Annotated in this window: 12 protein-coding genes; 2 read left to right on the top strand and 10 right to left on the bottom strand. The window is 72.1% G+C overall.

Features of this window, described 5'->3' with window-relative positions; all coding sequences use genetic code 11:
• Positions 1 to 5: 5 nt before the first annotated feature.
• The 5 genes from FLW16_RS19310 to FLW16_RS19290 form a co-directional block, all read right to left on the bottom strand.
• Entirely contained in the window at positions 6 to 1,289 is a 1,284-nt protein-coding gene (locus FLW16_RS19310; protein WP_142561485.1) for a GH1 family beta-glucosidase, read from the bottom strand.
• On the bottom strand, positions 1,286 to 2,293 hold the full coding sequence (locus FLW16_RS19305) for a LacI family DNA-binding transcriptional regulator (RefSeq protein WP_142561543.1): 1,008 nt from the start codon (positions 2,291 to 2,293) through the stop codon (positions 1,286 to 1,288). The genes FLW16_RS19310 and FLW16_RS19305 overlap by 4 nt, the downstream gene beginning before the upstream one ends.
• Positions 2,284 to 5,124, bottom strand: a complete 2,841-nt coding sequence (locus FLW16_RS19300; RefSeq protein WP_142561484.1) for a glycoside hydrolase family 3 protein — start codon at positions 5,122 to 5,124, stop codon at positions 2,284 to 2,286. The genes FLW16_RS19305 and FLW16_RS19300 overlap by 10 nt, the downstream gene beginning before the upstream one ends.
• Before the next feature lie 320 nt (positions 5,125 to 5,444).
• Complete coding sequence (locus tag FLW16_RS19295) at positions 5,445 to 6,359, bottom strand: hypothetical protein (RefSeq protein ID WP_142561483.1); 915 nt, start codon at positions 6,357 to 6,359, stop codon at positions 5,445 to 5,447.
• A gap of 148 nt (positions 6,360 to 6,507) precedes the next feature.
• The gene (locus FLW16_RS19290) at positions 6,508 to 7,719 is read right to left on the bottom strand and encodes an ROK family transcriptional regulator (RefSeq protein ID WP_142561482.1); all 1,212 of its coding nucleotides are present in this window, start codon (positions 7,717 to 7,719) and stop codon (positions 6,508 to 6,510) included.
• A gap of 393 nt (positions 7,720 to 8,112) precedes the next feature.
• Between FLW16_RS19290 and FLW16_RS19285 the strand changes: the two genes are divergently transcribed.
• Entirely contained in the window at positions 8,113 to 8,448 is a 336-nt protein-coding gene (locus tag FLW16_RS19285; protein WP_139576358.1) for a hypothetical protein, read from the top strand.
• 71 nt (positions 8,449 to 8,519) lie between these two features.
• Here the strand turns inward: FLW16_RS19285 and FLW16_RS19280 are convergent, their stop codons facing one another.
• The 4 genes from FLW16_RS19280 to FLW16_RS19265 all read right to left on the bottom strand — a co-directional run bounded on the left by FLW16_RS19280 (position 8,520) and on the right by FLW16_RS19265 (position 13,704).
• Positions 8,520 to 8,774: a hypothetical protein gene (locus tag FLW16_RS19280; RefSeq protein WP_139576357.1), complete on the bottom strand. Its 255-nt coding sequence runs from the start codon at positions 8,772 to 8,774 to the stop codon at positions 8,520 to 8,522.
• Between the two features lie 65 nt (positions 8,775 to 8,839).
• Complete coding sequence (locus FLW16_RS19275) at positions 8,840 to 10,222, bottom strand: hypothetical protein (RefSeq protein ID WP_142561481.1); 1,383 nt, start codon at positions 10,220 to 10,222, stop codon at positions 8,840 to 8,842.
• 588 nt (positions 10,223 to 10,810) lie between these two features.
• Positions 10,811 to 12,187 carry a serine/threonine-protein kinase gene (locus tag FLW16_RS43790; protein WP_185949494.1) on the bottom strand — a complete coding sequence of 459 codons (1,377 nt, stop codon included), beginning with the start codon at positions 12,185 to 12,187 and terminating at the stop codon, positions 10,811 to 10,813.
• A gap of 2 nt (positions 12,188 to 12,189) precedes the next feature.
• Positions 12,190 to 13,704, bottom strand: a complete 1,515-nt coding sequence (locus FLW16_RS19265; protein WP_142561479.1) for a serine/threonine-protein kinase — start codon at positions 13,702 to 13,704, stop codon at positions 12,190 to 12,192.
• Between the two features lie 357 nt (positions 13,705 to 14,061).
• On the opposite strand from FLW16_RS19265, the gene FLW16_RS19260 reads away from it, so the two are divergent.
• Positions 14,062 to 14,388 (top strand): DUF1330 domain-containing protein, encoded by a 327-nt coding sequence (locus tag FLW16_RS19260; protein ID WP_142561478.1) that lies wholly within the window; start codon positions 14,062 to 14,064, stop codon positions 14,386 to 14,388.
• A gap of 67 nt (positions 14,389 to 14,455) precedes the next feature.
• Here the strand turns inward: FLW16_RS19260 and FLW16_RS19255 are convergent, their stop codons facing one another.
• Entirely contained in the window at positions 14,456 to 17,386 is a 2,931-nt protein-coding gene (locus tag FLW16_RS19255; RefSeq protein ID WP_142561477.1) for a glycoside hydrolase family 3 protein, read from the bottom strand.
• Positions 17,387 to 17,402: the final 16 nt, after the last annotated feature.

Genomic DNA, 17,402 nt, shown 5'->3' with positions numbered 1-17,402 from the left:
CCGCCTCAGTCCGCCAGGCCGTTCCGGGCGATCACCTCGCGATACCAGCGGGCGCTGTCGCGCGGCGTCCGTTCCAGCGTGTCGTAGTCGACGCGGACGAGCCCGAACCGCTTGTGGTAGCCCCTGGCCCACTCGAAGTTGTCCATCAGCGACCACACGAAGTAGCCGCGCAGGTCGGCGCCCCGGTCCATGGCCGACCGGGCGGCGCGGAAGTGGGCGTCGAGATAGGAGATCCGGCCGGGGTCGGACACCCCGTCGGGAACGGCGGCCCCGTTCTCCGTGATCATCAAGGGCGTGCCGGGGTAGTCGCGCGCCAGCCGCACGAGCAGGTCCTCAAGACCGGCCGGGTTGATCTCCCAGTCCATCTCGGTGACCTCGCCGTGCGGGTCCTCCCAGGCGATGCCCTCGCTGCCGGGATACTCCGGGTGGCCCTCGGACGAGGGGTCGGCGACGACCCGGTTGACCGTGTAGTAGTTGACGCCGAGCACGTCGATCGGCTGCGCGATCGTCGGCAGGTCGTCCAGGTTGACCTTGGTGAAACGCTCCAGGCGGGCGAGGACGTCGGCGGGGTACTCGCCGCGCAGCACGGGGTCGAGGAAGAGCCGGTTCGCCAGCCCGTCGATCAGGCGGGCCGGCTCGGGGTCGCCGAGGACCGTCGTCAGGTTCAGCGTCAGCGAGACGGACTCCGCGCCCCCCGCACGCAGCGCCTGCACGGCCAGGCCGTGCGCGAGCATCAGGTGGTGGGCGGCGGTGAACGCGGCGGCCGGGTCGGTCACCCCGGGCGCGTGCCGGCCCGATCCGTGCCCGACGAACGCCGACACCCAGGGCTCGTTGAGCGTCGTCCAGACGCCGACGCGGTCGCCCAGGCGCCGGTGCACGGCGGCGGCGTAGTCGGCGAACCGGAAGGCCGTCTCACGGTTGGTCCAGCCGCCCGTGTCCTGCAGCGTCTGCGGGAGGTCCCAGTGGTAGAGCGTCGCGACGGGCGTGATGCCCCTGGCGAGCAGGGCGTCGACGAGCCGGTCGTAGAAGCTCAGGTCGGCGAGGCGCGGCCAGGCCACCGAGAACCGGTAGGCCTTCAGCCCCAGCCACGCCATGATCTCGACGTCCTCGAGATAGCGGTGGTAGTGGTCGCAGGCCACGTCGCCGGTGTGGCCGTCGGCGATCACGCCGGGGGTGTGGGAGAAGGTGTCCCAGATCGACGGGACGCGGCCGTCGGCGTGGACCGCTCCCTCGATCTGGTACGACGCGGTCGCGGCCCCCCACAGGAAGCCGTCGGGAAATGAGATCATCGTGAACTTTCGCGAATCGTCAGCCGAGGTTCGAGGAGCGTCGACTCGGGGACGGCCTGGCCCTCCAGCTTGGCCATGAGCAGCCGGACCGCCTGCCTGCCGACGTCCTCGGCGGGAATGAGCACGGAGGTCAGCGCGGGGCTGGCCCGCTCGGCGATGTCGTCCGGGCAGATCGCCACCACCGAGACGTCCTCGGGCACCCGCCTGCCGAGGATCCGCAACGCCCCCAGCACGTGGCCGGCGGCCGCCTCGTTGTGCACGACGAGCCCGGACAGCCCCGGCCGCTCGTCGAGCAGCAGCTTCACGGCGGCGTGGACCTCGTCGAAGGACTCCTCGCAGGGCCGCGCGTCGGCCTCGAGCCCGTGCCGCCGGGCCGCCTCGACGTAACCCGCCATCGTCCGCTCGGCGAACCCCGTGCCGCGCTCGTAGACCACGCGCGGCGCGCCCAGCAGCGCGATCTCGCGATGCCCGAGATCGGCCAGGTGGTCGGCGCACAGCGCCCCGGCGCGGGCGAAGTCGAGGTCGACGCAGGTCAGCCCTTCGGGGTCGGCCGGGAAACCGATCAGCACGCTCGGCTCGGCGAGCTTGCGCAGCAGCGGCACCCGCGGGTCGTGGATCTCCACGTCCATCAGCAACAGCCCGTCGACCAGCGCGCTGGCCGCCACCCGGTGCAGCCCGTCCGCCCCCTCGTCGGCCGTCATGAGCAGCACGTCGTGGTCGTACTGGCGGGCCGTGGTGACGACCGAGGTCGCGAACTGCATGAGGACCGGCAGGTTCATGCCGGCCCGCAGCGGCAGCACCAGCGCGATGACCTTCGCGCGCTTGCTCGCCAGGGCGCGGGCGCCGGCGTTGGGGTGATAACCGAGGACCCGCACGCTGTCCAGGACCCGCTGCCGCGTGGTCGCCGATATCGCCCGCTTGCCGCTCAGCACGTACGAGACCGTGGAGACGGCGACCCCCGCGTGCTTGGCGACGTCGGCGATCGTCACGGTCCTCACGGGCAGAACCCCAACGCGCTCACCGTGACCCCCTCGCTCTCGTACACCACATAAAGATCGCGCACTCCGGCGGCTCCCGCCAGAGGAGTGCTCACCTCGGCGAAATCGTGCCTGGCCGCCGTCGGCGGGACGCTGACCGCGCCGGCGACGTCGCCGGTCAGGGGATCGTCGAGCCGCAGCGTGACCACCCCTCCCTCGTCGCTCGACACCGCCAGGACGCACGCCGACAGGCTCCCGTCGGCGAGGTCCCCTCCGACGTCCCCTCCGCCGAAATCGCAGTCGCGGAAGGCGATCCACGCCCCCGGTCCCGTGGAGCGGACCGCGTCTCCGGAGTCGAGAGCGGCGTCGCACAGCACCACACCGTCGTACTCGTCGTGATCGGCCGCGTCCAGTGGCCCCGAGGTCAGATCGCGCGGCGGGATGCGCTCGCCCCGCACCCGGAACGGCGCGCACAGCCGGATGTCCCCCGCCGAGGCGCCCACCTGCGCCTTGTGCGCGGCCTCCTCGACCACGAACCTGCCGCGCGTCACGTCCCAGAAGGCCAGGTCGGCGACCGGCACGTCCACCGACACCGTACGGCTCTCGCCCGGCGCGAGCCGCACCTTGACGAAACCGCGCAGCTGACGCAGCGGCTGCTTCACCCGGGAGCGCCGCTGGTGGGTGTAGAACTGCACGACCTCCTCCCCCTCGCGCTCGCCCGCGTTCGTCACGGTCACCCGGAGGGTCAGCGTGTCGTCCTCGGCGAGGTCGGCCGACGACAGCTCCAGATCGGAGTAGGCGAAACGGGTGTAGCTCAGGCCGTGCCCGAACGGGTAGAGCGGCCGGCCGCGGTAGTAGAGGTAGGTGGCGTCGGAGGCGATGATGTCGTAGTCGAGCAGGTCGGGCAGCTCGGCGGCCGAGCGGTACCACGTCTGGGTGAGGCGGCCGCCCGGGTCGTCGTCGCCGAGCAGCACGCCGGCGAGTGCGTGGCCGTACTCCTGGCCGCCGTGGGCCGACCAGACGATCGCGGGCAGGTGCTCCTGCGCCCAGGTCACCGCGAACGGATATCCGCTGGAGACCACGAGCACGGTGGCCGGATTGGCCGCGTGGACGGCCTTCAGCAGGGCCTCCTGCCGCTCGGGCAGCGCAAGCGTCGCGCGGTCCTCGGTCTCGCGGCCGTTCACCAGCGGGTGGTCGCCGAGCACGACGATCGCGACGTCCGCGCGGGCCGCGGCCTCCGCGGCGCGGGCCGCGCCGCTCTCGACCGGCTCCACGGACAGCACGGACGCGGCGTCGGGGTCGTCGGTCGTGCGCACGACGCCGTCGGCCACGGTGACGTAGCGGCCGGAGGAGATGTTGCGCAGCACCACGCCCCTCGGCCGCTCCTCGATCCGGAAGGTCTGGCGCACCTCCCAGCCGTTCGGTCCCGGCTGGTCGTTGGCCAGCACGCCGTCCTCGCCCGCCGACACGTGCCGCCCGTTGGCGCAGGACCGGAACGCGAACGCGCCGCCGCCCCAGTCGAACACGTCGAAGCAGGAGCGTTCGCTCCCCACGTACAGCGGGCCGCCGGCGGGGTCGGCGGACGCGCCGACGTACCCGCCCTCGGTGCGCAGCGCCACCCGGTCGGCACCCTCGCAGTAGACGGTCTCGCACCGCTCGGCGAGCCCCGCCAGAGCCGTGACCTGGTAGGGCAGCGTGCCGCTGTACCAGTCCTCGAACAACGCGTCGGCCAGCGGGCCGATCACCGCGACCGTACGCGGGGCGGCCAGCGGAAGCAGGCCGTCGTTCTTCAGCAGGGTGATCGACTGGCGGGCCGCCTCCCGCGCGAGCCGCCGGTGCTCGGGGCTGTTGACGACGTCGTGGGTGATGTCGTCGTACGGCGTGGCGGGGTCGAACTCGCCGAGCCGCACCCGGATCGACAGCGCGTGCCGGGCGGCGGCGTCGATGTCGGCCTCGGTCAGCAGGCCGCGGTCGAGCGCGGTCCTGACGTGGCCCAGGGTGGCGGCGGTGTCCGCGTCGTCCTGGGTGAAGCTGTCCAGTCCGGCCTTGATCGCGTGCGCGTACGCCTCGGGCAGGTCCTTGTGGTAGCCCTGCAGCCCGGCGAGGTTCCCCGGCGCGTACGCGTCGCTGACCACGAGGATGTCGTCGGGCGCCCACGTGCGCAGGTGGCTGCCGATCAGCGGCGACAGGTGGGCCGGCCGGCCGTTGACGAGGTTGTACGACGGCATGACGGCCACCGCGGCCCCCGACTCGACGGCCGGCCGGAACGCCTTGAGCTCGTATTCGTGCAGCACCCGCGGCGGCAGGCCGCTGGAGGTCACGCACCGGTCGGTCTCGTTGTTGTAGCCGAGGAAGTGCTTCAGCGTGGGCGCCGTCTTCAGCACGGCGTGGCCGCCGCGCAGGCCGCGGGCGTAGGCCGTGCCCATCACCCCGGTCAGCCAGGGGTCCTCGGAGTAGCCCTCCTCGTTGCGGCCCCAGCGCGGGTCGCGCAGCGGGTTGACCACCGGCGCCCAGACGTTGCGGCCCACGCTCTGCGGGTCCTTGTGGTGGAAGGCCATGACCTCGTCGCCTGTCGCCTCCCCCACCTGGCGGACCAGGTCCGGGTTCCAGGTGCTGGCCAGGCCGACGGCCTGGGGGAACACGGTGGCGGGGCCGTGCCAGGCCAGGCCGTGCAGCGCCTCGGTGCCGGTGCGGAAGACCCGCAGGCCGAGCCGTTCCACCGGCGCCTGGTACTGGTGCAGCAGGCCGATCTTCTCGTCGAGCGTGAGCCTGCCGAGCAGGTCGTCCACCCGTTCGGCGGGAGACAGCGCGGGGTTCCGGAATGCCGGGTCCTGGTCGTGTCTCGCCGGTTCGTTCATCTGGAGACTCACCCTTCGCGTCGAAGCGCTTCGATGACCTGCCGAAAAACACGCCCATGAGGGCGTCGCGAGGATCCGCAAGTTCGGTTGGAGAAGCGCCGTTGTCGAAGCGCTTCGAAAGGGTTACCGCAAGTTTCTGGCGTGTAAATCCGGGCTTATCCGGAAGATTGCCCTCATCCTCGGCTCAGGTCAAGACCCTCGCCGGTTTCACCTCGATGTCCCGTCGAGGTCCACTCCGGCCGTACGCAAAGGGCGGGCGCGGGGCCGGGAGTCCCGGCCGGTCCGCGCCCGCCCTTCCGGCCGATGCCGGGATTCTCCGGTCAGCCGACGATCTGCAGCAGCGCCTGCCGCCTGGCCGCGGCGGGCTCGGTCAGGCGCTGCACCTGCCTGCCGTTCTTGTCGAGCACGACCAGGGTGTTGGCGGTGCGCCCGGCGACCCGGACGACCAGGCGGCCGTCCCGCAGGTAGAAGGCGCCCACGAGCGAGCCCTTCACCGGGATGGCGGCCTTCTTGCCGGTGGCGACGTCGACCACGGCCGGGCGGAAGCCCCCCGGCCAGGAGCCGTCGCCGCCGGGCGCGTTCCTCGACAGCGGCGCCACGACGACCTTCGATCCGTCGGGAGACAGGCTCTGCACGTGGTTGGCGAGGCCGACGCCCTTGACCTTGACCGTCTTGCCGGTCCTCACGTCGAGGCGGTACACGCCCTCGGTCGTCCCGGCGTACCCCGCGAGGTAGCGGCCGTCGGCCGACCAGGCCAGGTGGCAGACCCCGAGGGTCGTGCCCGCCTTCTTGCGGCCCTTGCCGTCGGCGCCGACCACCGTGACGGACCCGGCGTCGGAGTCGGCCCGCACCACGTACGCGACCTGCCTGGAGTCGGGCGACCAGACCGGGGTGAGGCACGGCGCTCCGGCTCCGGCGCCCTTGGCCGCGGTCGTGACCGTGCGGCCGTCCCCGACCTGGACGTACCCCTTGCCGGTGATCCAGGCGAGCTTCCTGCCGTCAGGGGACGCGGAGAACTGGCCCGTCATCGGCATGGCGCCCAGCTTCGTGAAGCCCTTGCCGGGCTCGTAACGGCTGACCGGGTAACCCTTGCCGTACGACAGGTAGACGGCGACCCCGGTGAGGGGCTTCGGCGCGGCGGAGGCCCCGGCCGGAGCGGCGGCGGCCGCGGGGGCGGCCAGTGCGGCCGTGAGCACGGCGGAGAGCGCGGCGGCGGACAGCAGGCGAGTGTTCATCGTTTTCCAATTCGTCGACAGTGCATTGTTCGACGCCTCGCACCCCGGCCGGGTTCGCAGCCGCTCGATATCGGTACGCCTGCCGCAGGGAACGGTGCGCCGGGCGCATGGGTCGGCCCGGCGGTTCCGGGCGCCGGCGGCGGGACGGTCAGCGCTGCGCGGGCAGGCGGCCGGAGTCGACCGAGTCGAGCACCCGCGCGGCGGCCCCGAGCGCGGCCGCGCCGTACCCGAGCGTCGACACCTCCAGCCGGCAGCCTCCCCCGCCGGGGGCGAGCACCCTGCCGTACATCTCCTCCTCCGCGCACGCGACGAGCCAGGGCGCCAGCGGTACGTAGTAGCCCCCGAGGATCACGACCTCCGGGTTGAGCATGTTGGCCACGGCGGCCATTCCCCTGCCGAGGTGGCGTCCCACGTCCTCCAGGAGCGTGAGGATGTCCCGCTCGCCGTTGCGGGCGCGCCGCACGACCTCGTCGATCTCGAGTTCGAGCTCGGACGGCGAGGCGTCGGGCGCCGTGTGGGCGAGGATCGCGCCGACCCCTGCGACGGCCTCCAGGCAGCCGCGCCGGCCGCACCGGCAGGTGGGCCCGGCGGGATCGAGCTCGATGTGGCCGATCTCGCCGCTGTAGCCCTGCCCGCCCCGCCTGAGCCGTCCGTCCATGACGATGCCCGCCCCCACGCCGACCTCGCCGGTCACGTAGACGAGGTTGGCGGCGTTGCGGTGGGGCCCGAACCGGTGCTCGGCCAGGGCGGCGAGGTTGGCGTCGTTGTCCACGAGCACGGGGAAGCCGGGGTCGCGCAGCGCCTTGGTGAGGTCGCCCGCCAGGTCCGCGTCGCGCCAGCCCAGGTTGGGGGCGACCCGCACGATCCCGTTGACGTCGACCAGACCGGGCACGGCCACGGTCAGGCCGAGCACCTGCCGGGCCTCCTTGGTCATCCGGCTGACGACCCGCCGGGCGAGCGCCGCCATGGCGACGACCGCCTGGCCCGCGCTCGAGGTCCCGCCGGGGAAGGTCCGCCGCCAGTTCAGGAGCTCCTCGCCCTTGAGGTCCACGGCGACCGCTGTGATGTAGTCGACGTTGACCTCGATGCCGATCGCGGCGTACGGCGAGCCGTCCAGGACGAGCATGGTGGCGGGCCGGCCGACCCGGTGCTCGGTCAGGCCGGTCTCGCGCAGCAGGCGCCGGTCGATGAGGTCGGCGACCAGGCTGGACACGGTGGCCTTGTTGAGGCCCGTCGAGGCGGCGATGTCGGCACGTGAGCAGGGCGCGTTCTCCCGGACGAACCGCAGCACGACGGCGAGGTTGGTCGCCCGTACGTCGGTGAAGTCGGCCGGCTGTGGCCCGTTGTGCGATGTGATCAATGTCCGCCCCGTTCCCGCTCGGGCTCATCATGCCGCAATTGCGAGCAATTTGACACGACAACGGCGGCCGGAATCGTGGCACGCACGGACGCTCGGGCAGCGCCGCGCCCGGCTCGGCACCGGCCACCGGTCCCAGCGCCTCCCGGGTAACCTGGTGGCACTCGCTCCTCCGACATTTGTTTGGCTAAGGAACTAACTAAAAGACTACCGTGCAGCGTCATGCGAATCCAGGGGCAAGCCCCCCGGGCGGGATGAGCGGGCGCCGGCGGACCCTCGGACGGCGCGGAAAGTCCACTACGCCGCAAGCCGATCACCGGAAGCGAGCTGCGGGGCAAACGGAGTGCAAACGGGAATCAACCGCCCCAGGCGAGTCTGAGCACCGTGAAGAGGGACATGTCGCATTACCTCGGCGAGTTGCTCGTGTGGGAGATCGAGGACTATCTCCGCGCCCGCTCGGCCCGGCCGCAGCGGGCCCGGGTGGCCCGCATCCGGGTGCCCGACCGGCCGGCGGCCGAGATGGTCGCCGCCGACCTGGAGGCGGGCGGCAGTTTCTACGCCGCCGCGAGGCGTGCCATGGCGCTGGGCATGACCCTGCCGGACGACCTGTTCGGCGTGGTGACCAGGGACGAGCACCCCGAGGTGTTCGAGGCCGTGCCGGGCACCACGCTGCCGCCGAAGCGCGAGGGCGAGGGATTTCTCATCATCCGGCTGGTCGCGTTCGAGTCCTGACGTGCGGCATGAGGGCCTCCCGCGGGTGTGGATCCCGCTCGGAGGCCCTCACGACCTCAAGGTGACCCGCTCTAGCGGGCGACGGCGCCCGTGACCTCTCTGTCGACAATCCTGGTCGCACCGGATTCCCGGGCGCAGTGCGCGCAGCAGAACCAGCGGCCGTCGAACTCGGAGCCGTGGCCCACGATGCGGCACCCGCAGTGCTCGCACACGGGCGCCATCCGGCTGATGGCGCACTCGAAGCTGTCGAAGACGTGCACCGCCCCCTGGGTGTGCACCTCGAAGGCCATGTCGTAATCGTTGCCGCAGACCTCACAGGTAGCCATGGTTTCCCCCCGTCGACTCGCGGTCGAGGAGGGAAATACCCGCGTAAACCTGCACGAACACCGGCTCACAGGGCGCCGAGCAGGGCCTTGGCCACGGACTTGGCCCCGGTGGCCGCCTCCTTCGGGTCCATGAGCACGGAGTCGGACGCGTTGATCGGCGTGTTCTCCGGGCGGTCGCTGCCGGAAAACAGCACCCATATGACGTTCTTGCCGTCCAGCGCGTAGATCTCGTACCGGTTGCCCTGGGCCGTGTCGGTGCGCTGCCGGATCGCCTGGCCGAACGCCTCCTGCCCGAAGCCGGTCAGCTTCTCGACCTTGCCCCACCGGATGCCGCCGATCTCGCTGCTCGCCGTGAACTTGGTCTTCGAGCGCTGGTCGATGAGGTAGTAACGGGCGGATTCCGCGTCCCAGAAGGTGTGGACGGCGATGCGCAGGTTGCGCCACCGGACCTTGCCTCCGCCGAGCGGCAGCTTGTCGTTCCACCACTGGCACTGGGTGACGTTCGAGTGGCCCTCCTTGCTCCGCACCGCCGCGCCCTCGGTGTCCGGCACCAGGGTGGCGGCCAGCGTCTTGAGGCTCACGCAGGCCCGGGGCAGGGGGATCCGGGTGGGCGAGGGCGACGGCGACGGGCTCGGCTTGGGACGCGCGTGGTACGGCAGCGGCTGTCCGGCCCGCCAGGCGGTCACGGACTTCGCGAGCTGCCCGAGCAGGCCCTTCACCTCCCGCAGGGCGTTCTCCTCGGTGATCGACTGCGTGCTCTCCGTCGACAGGAAATCGGCTTCCTTCTTCTTCTGGCTCGCCTCGAACTTCACCTGGAAGACCACGTCTCCCACCCGGCCGACTCCCTGACCGAAGGAGTACCAGTACTTGTCCCCCTCCCGCGTCCATTGGTACTGCGCGGCCGCCTGGTCTCCGACGCCCTGGTACTCCTGGACCGGCGAGTAGTAGTGCTCCTCGTCCGAATGGGTCGACTGGTACTTGTACTGCTTGAACTCGCCGTCGAACTGGATCCGCGCCGCCTTCTCCGCCGTGGTCGTTCCGATCGCCTCGTACTTCGACACGTTCACCGTGATCTCACGACTGCGGGTGACGTCCTTGTACGAGATGTTCCGGTTGACCCAGCCGCACGTGTACCGGACGTAGCTGACGAGGGTGTCGCCACGGTTGTCGTTCGTCGAGGAGTCGATCGTGGCTCCCGGCACGAGTCGCTCGGCCTCGTCAGGGTCGAGCATCGAGCACACGTCGGCGGTCGCCGCCACCGGCGCGGCCGACGCCGACTTCTCGGCCGCCGTCGCCGCCGTCGCCGTCGGACTCGCCTTACTGGGCGTTCCCGTCTGGCGTACCGTCATGAACGCGAACGTCCCCCCGGCCACCACCAGCACAGCGACGACCGCCACCACCGGCAGCACCCACCCTCGCCGCGCCGGGGTGGAGGGCTGGGTCGGCATCTGCCACAGTTCGGGCGGAGGCGGCGTCGCCGCCTGCCACCCCTGCCCCTGCGGTCCAGACGGCGGGCCGCCCTGTCCTCCCTGGGATGGATAGGGATAGGGATTCGTTTGAGGCGACTGCGGCGGCCCGGCCTGCGGTCCCGGCTGCGGCCAGCCCTGGCCACCCGGCGCGCCGGGATACCCCCCGGGCTGCGGCTGGGGACCGGGCGGGGAACCGGGGTAGGCGCCCGGTGCGGGATAGGCGCCCGGCTGCGGCTGTGGCTGTGACCCGGGCTGTGGACCGGAGTACGGACCTGGTTGTGGACCGGCGTACGGACCCGGCTGGGGAGCGGGATACGCACCCGGCTGCGGCTGAGGACCGGCGGGATAGGCGCCCGGCTGCGGCTGTGGCTGTGACCCGGGCTGTGGACCGGGCGGCGGGCCGTACGGGGGCGGGTAGGGCGGAACTCCGGGATGGGGATGGCCCTGCGGCGGGTACGGCGGCATGCCCTGCCGGGGGCGGTCGTCCGGGGGAGGCGTCTCCCCGGGCTCGACGGGGGCGTCGTCACCGCTGGTCATGGGGGTCTCCTACAGATGCAGAGCGGGAGGTCACCCGAGCCCGATGCCGACGAGTTCGGCGGCGCGCTCGGCCGTGCGCCGGTCGGCCGGGGTGACCGAGGGGTCACCGGCGCGCCGGTAGGCGACCTCGACGATGAGATTGCTGAGGCGGAACCAGACCGTGGCCCCGGTGGTCCCGGCGGCGGGGTCGGAGGAGTCACAGGTGAAGGCCTCGTCGGCGATCCCGGCCCGGTCGCGCGAGGCGGCGCCCCGCGCGGCCCGCTCCGCCGCGAGGTCGCGGGAGGCCGCCGCCTCCCCCTCGGCCGGCAACCGGTAGGCCACCGTGATCGTCCCGTCGTGGCCGGTGGTGTGCTCCTTCCACTCGCATCGCCCCTCGGCGGCGGGTTCCCCACGCGGCGTGGCACCGAGGAGGTCGTGGATCTGCGCCTTGGTCAGGCTGCGGCAGGCGTCGGGGACGGCGGCGAACCGCCCCGAGCCGCCCTGTTTCCCGGACACGAGAAGCCAGGCGCCCAGGCCCGCCGCGAGGCCGACCACGACCACCAGGGCCGCCACGGCGACGAAGCGCCACCTCCCGGCGGGCCGGTCCGCCGGGGCGGGGGCGGGCGGCGCGGCGGCGGCCCGCAGCGCCTGCCGCACGACGTCCGGCGGCGGACGCCGCGCCGGATCCTTGTCGAGCAGGGCGAGCACGATCCACGCGAGCACCCGCGAGGCCCTGGTCATCGGCCGGGGCTCGTGGAGCAGGACGGCGGCGACGAGCGCGGCGGCCATGCTCCGGTGGAAGGGCGGCTCCCCCTCGACGGCGGTGTAGAGCGTGGCCCCGAGGGACCACAGGTCGGAAGGCGGGCCGTCCGGCTCGTCGCGGAACCGTTCCGGGGCCATGTAGTTGGGCGAGCCCGCCGAGCTCTGCCAGGAGTGCCCGGCGCCGCCCAGCGGCGCGGCGATCCCGAAGTCGGTGAGCAGGGCGCGGCCGTCCGGCCCGATGAGGACGTTGGCCGGTTTGACGTCGCGGTGCAGGATGCCCCGGGCGTGGGCCGCCTCCAGCGCGTCGAGGACGGCCAGCCCGATCTCGGCCACGCGCTCGGAGGCGAGCGGCCCGTCCTCTCGGATGATCTTGTCGAGGGAGCGGCCCGGCACCAGGTCCATGACGATCCACGGCTGCCCGGCGTGCCCGACGACGTCGTGGACCGTCACGATGGACGGGTGGGTGAGCCGTCCGGCCGCCCGGGCCTCATCGACGGCTCTGCCGAGGAAGTCGGCGCGCTGCCGGTCGTCCAGGTCCGGCGGGACGCGCAGCTGCTTGATCGCCACCTCCCGGCGCAGCAGTTCGTCGTGGGCGCGCCAGACCGTGCCGCCGCCGCCCTCGCCGAGCGGTTCGGCGAGGCGGTACCGTCCGGCGAGCAGGTCCACGGCTATGCCAGCCCCCTCAGGCCCTCGGCCGCCGACGCCGCCGCCGCGATCGCCCGGTCCCGCAGGACGGCCGGGGAGCTCACGTCGAGGTCGGCGTACCGGAGGCAGACGACGAGGTCGCCGAGCCTGAAGTACACATCGGCGGCCTGTGCCCTGCCCTCCGGCGTGGTGAGGTCGACGGCGAACGCCTCGTCGGCCACATCCGGCGTCTCCCGTCCGGCCGTCTGGATGGCCTGGGTCCTCTGGTCGAGGCCGATCTCGTACCAGAGCCAGCTCGCGTCGCTCGGCCCCGAGCCGTACTGCCTGCGCAGCCCTTCCATCAGCGTGGTCGCCGAGGCGGTGTCGAGCCCCCACGGCTCGGGGGTGTCGGAGTCGGTCTCGGCGCTCAGCTCGACGCCGCTGCCCTTCACGGTCCACTGGCAGTTCGTCTTCCCCGGCCGGACCTCCGCTGAGGCGCCCACGATCCGCCGCACCTCCTCGGCCGGCAGCGCCCGGCACAGGTCCACGGCGCTGTCGAAGGTGGGCGAGACCCGGTGCACGGGATCGTGGGGCGGATCGCCCGCCCTGCCGGAGAACACGACCGCCGCCACGGCGACCGCGGCGCCCACCACGGCGGCGGCCCCGGCCGCGTACCACCACCGGTGGCGCCGCTTCGGCGACTCGATCCGCAGCCCGTGCCGGGGATCGAGGTCCGGAGTGCCGCCGTCGGCCACCTGCCGCAGCAGCCTGAGCGTGGTCGCCGCGTCGGGGCGGGCGGCCGGATCGCGCGCCATCATCCACGTCAGCACCGGGCCGAGCGGTCCCGCGAGCACCGGCGGACGGGGAGCCTGGGTGAGGGTCGCCCGGATCACCTCCGAACGCGAGCCCTGGTAGGGGGCGACGCCCTCGACGGCCGTGTAGAGGGTGGCGGCGAGCGACCACAGGTCGGCGGCCGGGCCGCCGGGATCGCCCGCGAGCCGTTCCGGGGCGATGAAGCCCGGTGAGCCGACCAGCAGGCCGGCCTCGGTGATCGACGCCTGGTCGGCGGGGCGGGCGATGCCGAAGTCGGTGAGGAGCACCCGGCCGTCCGCGGAGAGGAAGACGTTGCCCGGCTTCACGTCCCGGTGCTGCACGCCCCCGGCGTGCGTGGCCGACAGCGCGTCGAGCAGGCGAGCACCGAGGTCCGCCACCTGCCGGTACGGCAGCGGCCCGTACGCGGCGATCTGCCGGGCGAGATCGTGGCCGTGCAGCAGTTCCATGACGATCCACGGCCTGCCGTCCTGGAGGAGCACGTCGTGCAGGGCGACGATCCCGGGATGCCGGACGCGCGCGGTGACCTCCGCCTCGCGCATGACCCTGGCGATCAGTTCGGCCCGCTCGCGCTCGCCGAGGCCGTCCGGGAGGCGGAGCTCCTTGATCGCCACCTCGCGGTCGAGCACGGAGTCTCTGGCCAGCCACACCGTGCCCATGCCGCCGGAGCCCAGCGGGCGCAGCAGGTGGTATCGCGAGGCCAGCGTCCCCCTCAGCGATTCGGCCATATCGGGGAGAATAGCGAAAGCGTGATCGATACGCCCGCCGCGCACGGAACCAGCCTCACCGCCCGGCAAAGAACCGGTTGCCGGGTACGACGCCGATCAACGAGTCTGCAGCAGGCCACCATCAGCGTGAGCGGCGCCGGCGACTCCCAGGGCAACTTCTGCAAGCGGCGGCCCCGCCTCTGCGACGTCCGTCAGAAGGCGTGGATCCACCGCCCCAGTACGAACGTCGTGTGGTGAACCCGCCGCCGGCAGATGATTACCTCACGCGTCATCGTCTCCGCGACCCGTCCGCGGCATGCTCGAGTCACGAGGAGGACGCGCCGACACCGGCGCACCACATCCGACCCTGGAGAGACCATGCCCGCCTACGCCATCGCCCAGCTCCGCGACGTCACCGTGGGAGCGGACATCACGGAATACCTGCGGCGCATCGACGCCACGCTGGAGCCGTTCGGCGGCCGTTTCATCATCCACGGCGGCGATCCCGAGGTGCTGGAGGGCACCTGGACGCACACCCTGGTCGTCATCCAGTTCCCCGACCTCGACACGGCGAGGGCCTGGTACCGGTCGCCCGCCTACCAGGAGATCCTGCCGCTGCGCACGCGCAACTCCTTGGGTGACACCGTGCTCGTCGAAGGAGTGGACGAGGACCACAAGGCGACGGACGTGCTGGAGCCCCGCTGACCCCCCACGCGTGCGGACGCCCCGCGCACGTACGCGCGCGGGGCGTCCGTTGTTATCGGCGGGAGCCTCAGCTCAGGGCGAGGTCCTTGATCCGGACGTCGCCGGTGAAGACCAGGTAGACATCCTTCACGCCGTTCGCACCGGACACGGGAGCGGTCGCGGTGGCCCAGTTGTAGATCCCGCCGGTCGCGGCGACCGGGATCGTGGCCACCTTCGCGCCGGTCGGCGAGCCGAGACGCACCTCGACGGTCCCGCCGCCCGTTGAGGCCACCCCGGCCGTCACCGTGCGCGGCTTGCGGAGCTGGACGTCCTTGAACGCGATCCAGCCGCCGTTCGCGCCCGCCACCGCGTCGCCGCGCACCTTGGTCTCGTCGACCAGGTGGATGCCCGAGTAGTCGTCGAAGTCGACCGCCCGGGTGGTCTTCGACAGGTCGCGGTGCGGGATGTTCTCACCCTTGACGTTGATCGTCGCCCGCTGGCGGATGTTCGCCGAGGACGACCCCACGAGCACGTCGTGGGTCGCGTTCTCGACGGTCCACTTGTTCCGTGTGACGTCCCACAGCGCCAGGTCGCTCCTCTTGACGCTGAAGGCGACCGTCCTGGTCTGCCCCGGCGCCAGCGTCACCCGCTCGAACGCGCGAAGCTGCTTGACCGGCTGCTTCACCCGCGAGCGCTGCTGGTGGGTGTAGAGCTGCACGACCTCGTCGCCGGCCCGGGAGCCGGTGTTGGTCACCTTGACCGAGACCTCGTACGCGTCGCCCTTCTGCACCGCCTTCAGGCCCTGGTAGGAGAACGACGTGTACGACAGGCCGTACCCGAACGGGTAGAGCGGCTTGCCCTGGTAATACAGGTACGTCCGGTCCTTCTTGACGATGTCGTAGTCGAGGATGCCCGGCAGCTCGGCGGCCGACCGGTACCACGTCTGGGTGAGCCGCCCGGCCGGGTTGACGTCGCCGTACAGGACGTCGGCGAGGGCGTGCCCGGTCTCGGCGCCCGCGTGGGTGGTCCACAGGATGGCGGGGACGTTGTCCTGCTCCCAGTCGACCGTGGTCGGGTAGCTGTTCTCCAGCACCACCACCGTGTTCGGGTTGGCCGCCTTCACGGCCTTGACCAGCGCCTCCTGGCCATCGGCGAGGTTCATGTCGGTGCGGTCGTGGTCCTCGCGGCCGTTGATGAACGGCATGCTGCCGACCACGACGACCGCCACGTCGGCGGCCTTGGCCTTGGCGACGGCGTCGTCCACGCCGCGGGAGACGACCTCCTTGGCGTAGTGCGTGGCCTGGTCGGCCGTGGTCAGGCTGAGCGTGCCGTCGGCCGCCGCCTTGACGTACTTGTTCGGCCCGAACCAGTCGTAGGCCGTCTCGTAGCCGGCGTACCGCAGCAGGGAGGTGCCGTCGGACTGCGGCTCCAGCGTGAACTGCTCCTGCACGAACCAGCCGGACGGCTGGTCGGCGGTGTTGGCCAGGGTGGACCAGTTGGCCCGGCTGACGTACTTGCCGTTGGCCACGCTGCGCAGCGTCAGCACGCCCTGACCCCAGTCGAACGCGTCGAACGTCGAGGTGTCGCCGACCGAGGTGTCGCTCTCCTTGAGGTCGCCGCCGGACGCGGGAGCGCTGATGTACTTCCCGGTGGCGACGTCCTTCAGCGCGATGCGGTCGACGCCCTCCGAGGAGGCCACCGACGCCGCCCGCTCCTTGATCCCGTCGAGCGGGGTCACCTTGTAGGGCAGGCTGCCCGAATACCAGTCGGTGTAGAGCACGTTGGCCAGCGGGCCGACCACGGCGACCTTCTTGCCGGGCTTCAGCGGCAGCGCGCCGCCGGAGTTCTTGAGCAGCACCATCGCCTTGGCCGCGGTCTCGCGGGCCAGCTTCTGGTTCGCCGGGCTGTTGACCACGTCCTTGGTGATCTTCGCGTACGGCCCGCCGTCGGGGTCGAACTCGCCGAGCCGGAAGCGGATGCTGAGCTGGTGCCGGACCGCGTCGTCCACGTCCGCCTGCGTGAGCAGCCCCTTCGACAGCGCCTCCTTGACGGCCGCGACCGTCGGAGCGCCGTTGGTGTCGTCCACGGTGAAGCTGTCGAGCCCCGCCTTGATCAGCGCGGCGTCGGCCTCGGCCTGGGTGGCGTAGTACTTCTCCGAGTTGACCAGGTTGTTCGGCGCGCCGGCGTCGGTGACGTTGAACAGTGTCCGGCCGGTCCACGAGCGGACCACGTCGTCCAGGTCGGGGTTGACCGTGTTCGGCCGGCCGTTGACGAGGTTGTACGACGCCATCACGCCGGTCGCCGCGTCGGCCTCGATGGCCGGCTTGAAGGCCGCCTCGTCGTACTCGTGCTTCACCCGCGGCGGCAGCTCCGACGACGAGGTGTCGCGGGTGACCTCGTTGTTGTTGGCCAGGTAGTGCTTCAGCGTGGGCGCCGTCTTCAGGTGGTCGGGGTCGTCGCCTTCCAGGCCCGAGCCGTACGCCGTGGAGATGGCGCCGGTCAGCGTCGGGTCCTCCGAGTAGCCCTCCTCGTTGCGCCCCCAGCGCGGGTCGCGCAGCAGGTTGACCACGGGCGCCCAGAGGTTGAGCCCCCACACGGTGGGGTTCTCCGCGTGGTGGCCGCGGGCCTCGTCGCCGACGGCCGAGCCGACCCGCTTGATCAGGGCGGTGTCCCAGGTGCTGGCCAGGCCGACCGCCTGGGGGAAGACGGTGCCCTTGGCGGTGACCACGGCGCCGTTGTCGGTGTAGTCGGTCGACCAGGCGACGCCGTGCAGCGCCTCGGTGCCCGTCTTGAACATCTTGATGCCGAGACGGTCGATCGCGGGGGCGTACTGGTGCAACATCGCGACCTTCTCGTCCGGCGTGAGCCGGCCGAGCAGGTCGTCGATGCGCTGGGCGAGCGGCAGCGACGGGTTCCGGAACGGATAGTCGCCGGCCGCCCTCGCGGGGCCGGCGCCCAGGCTCAGTGCCAGAGCCAGGGCGGCCGACGCGGACAGCATCGCCGAACGGCGATGGGACATTGCGCCTCCAGGTCAG

The organism is Microbispora sp. KK1-11 (assembly GCF_006874435.1).
GTDB lineage: Bacteria > Actinomycetota > Actinomycetes > Streptosporangiales > Streptosporangiaceae > Microbispora > Microbispora catharanthi.
The sequence above is the reverse complement of the archived record's forward strand: the minus strand, read 5'-3'. Positions and strand labels throughout refer to the sequence as shown.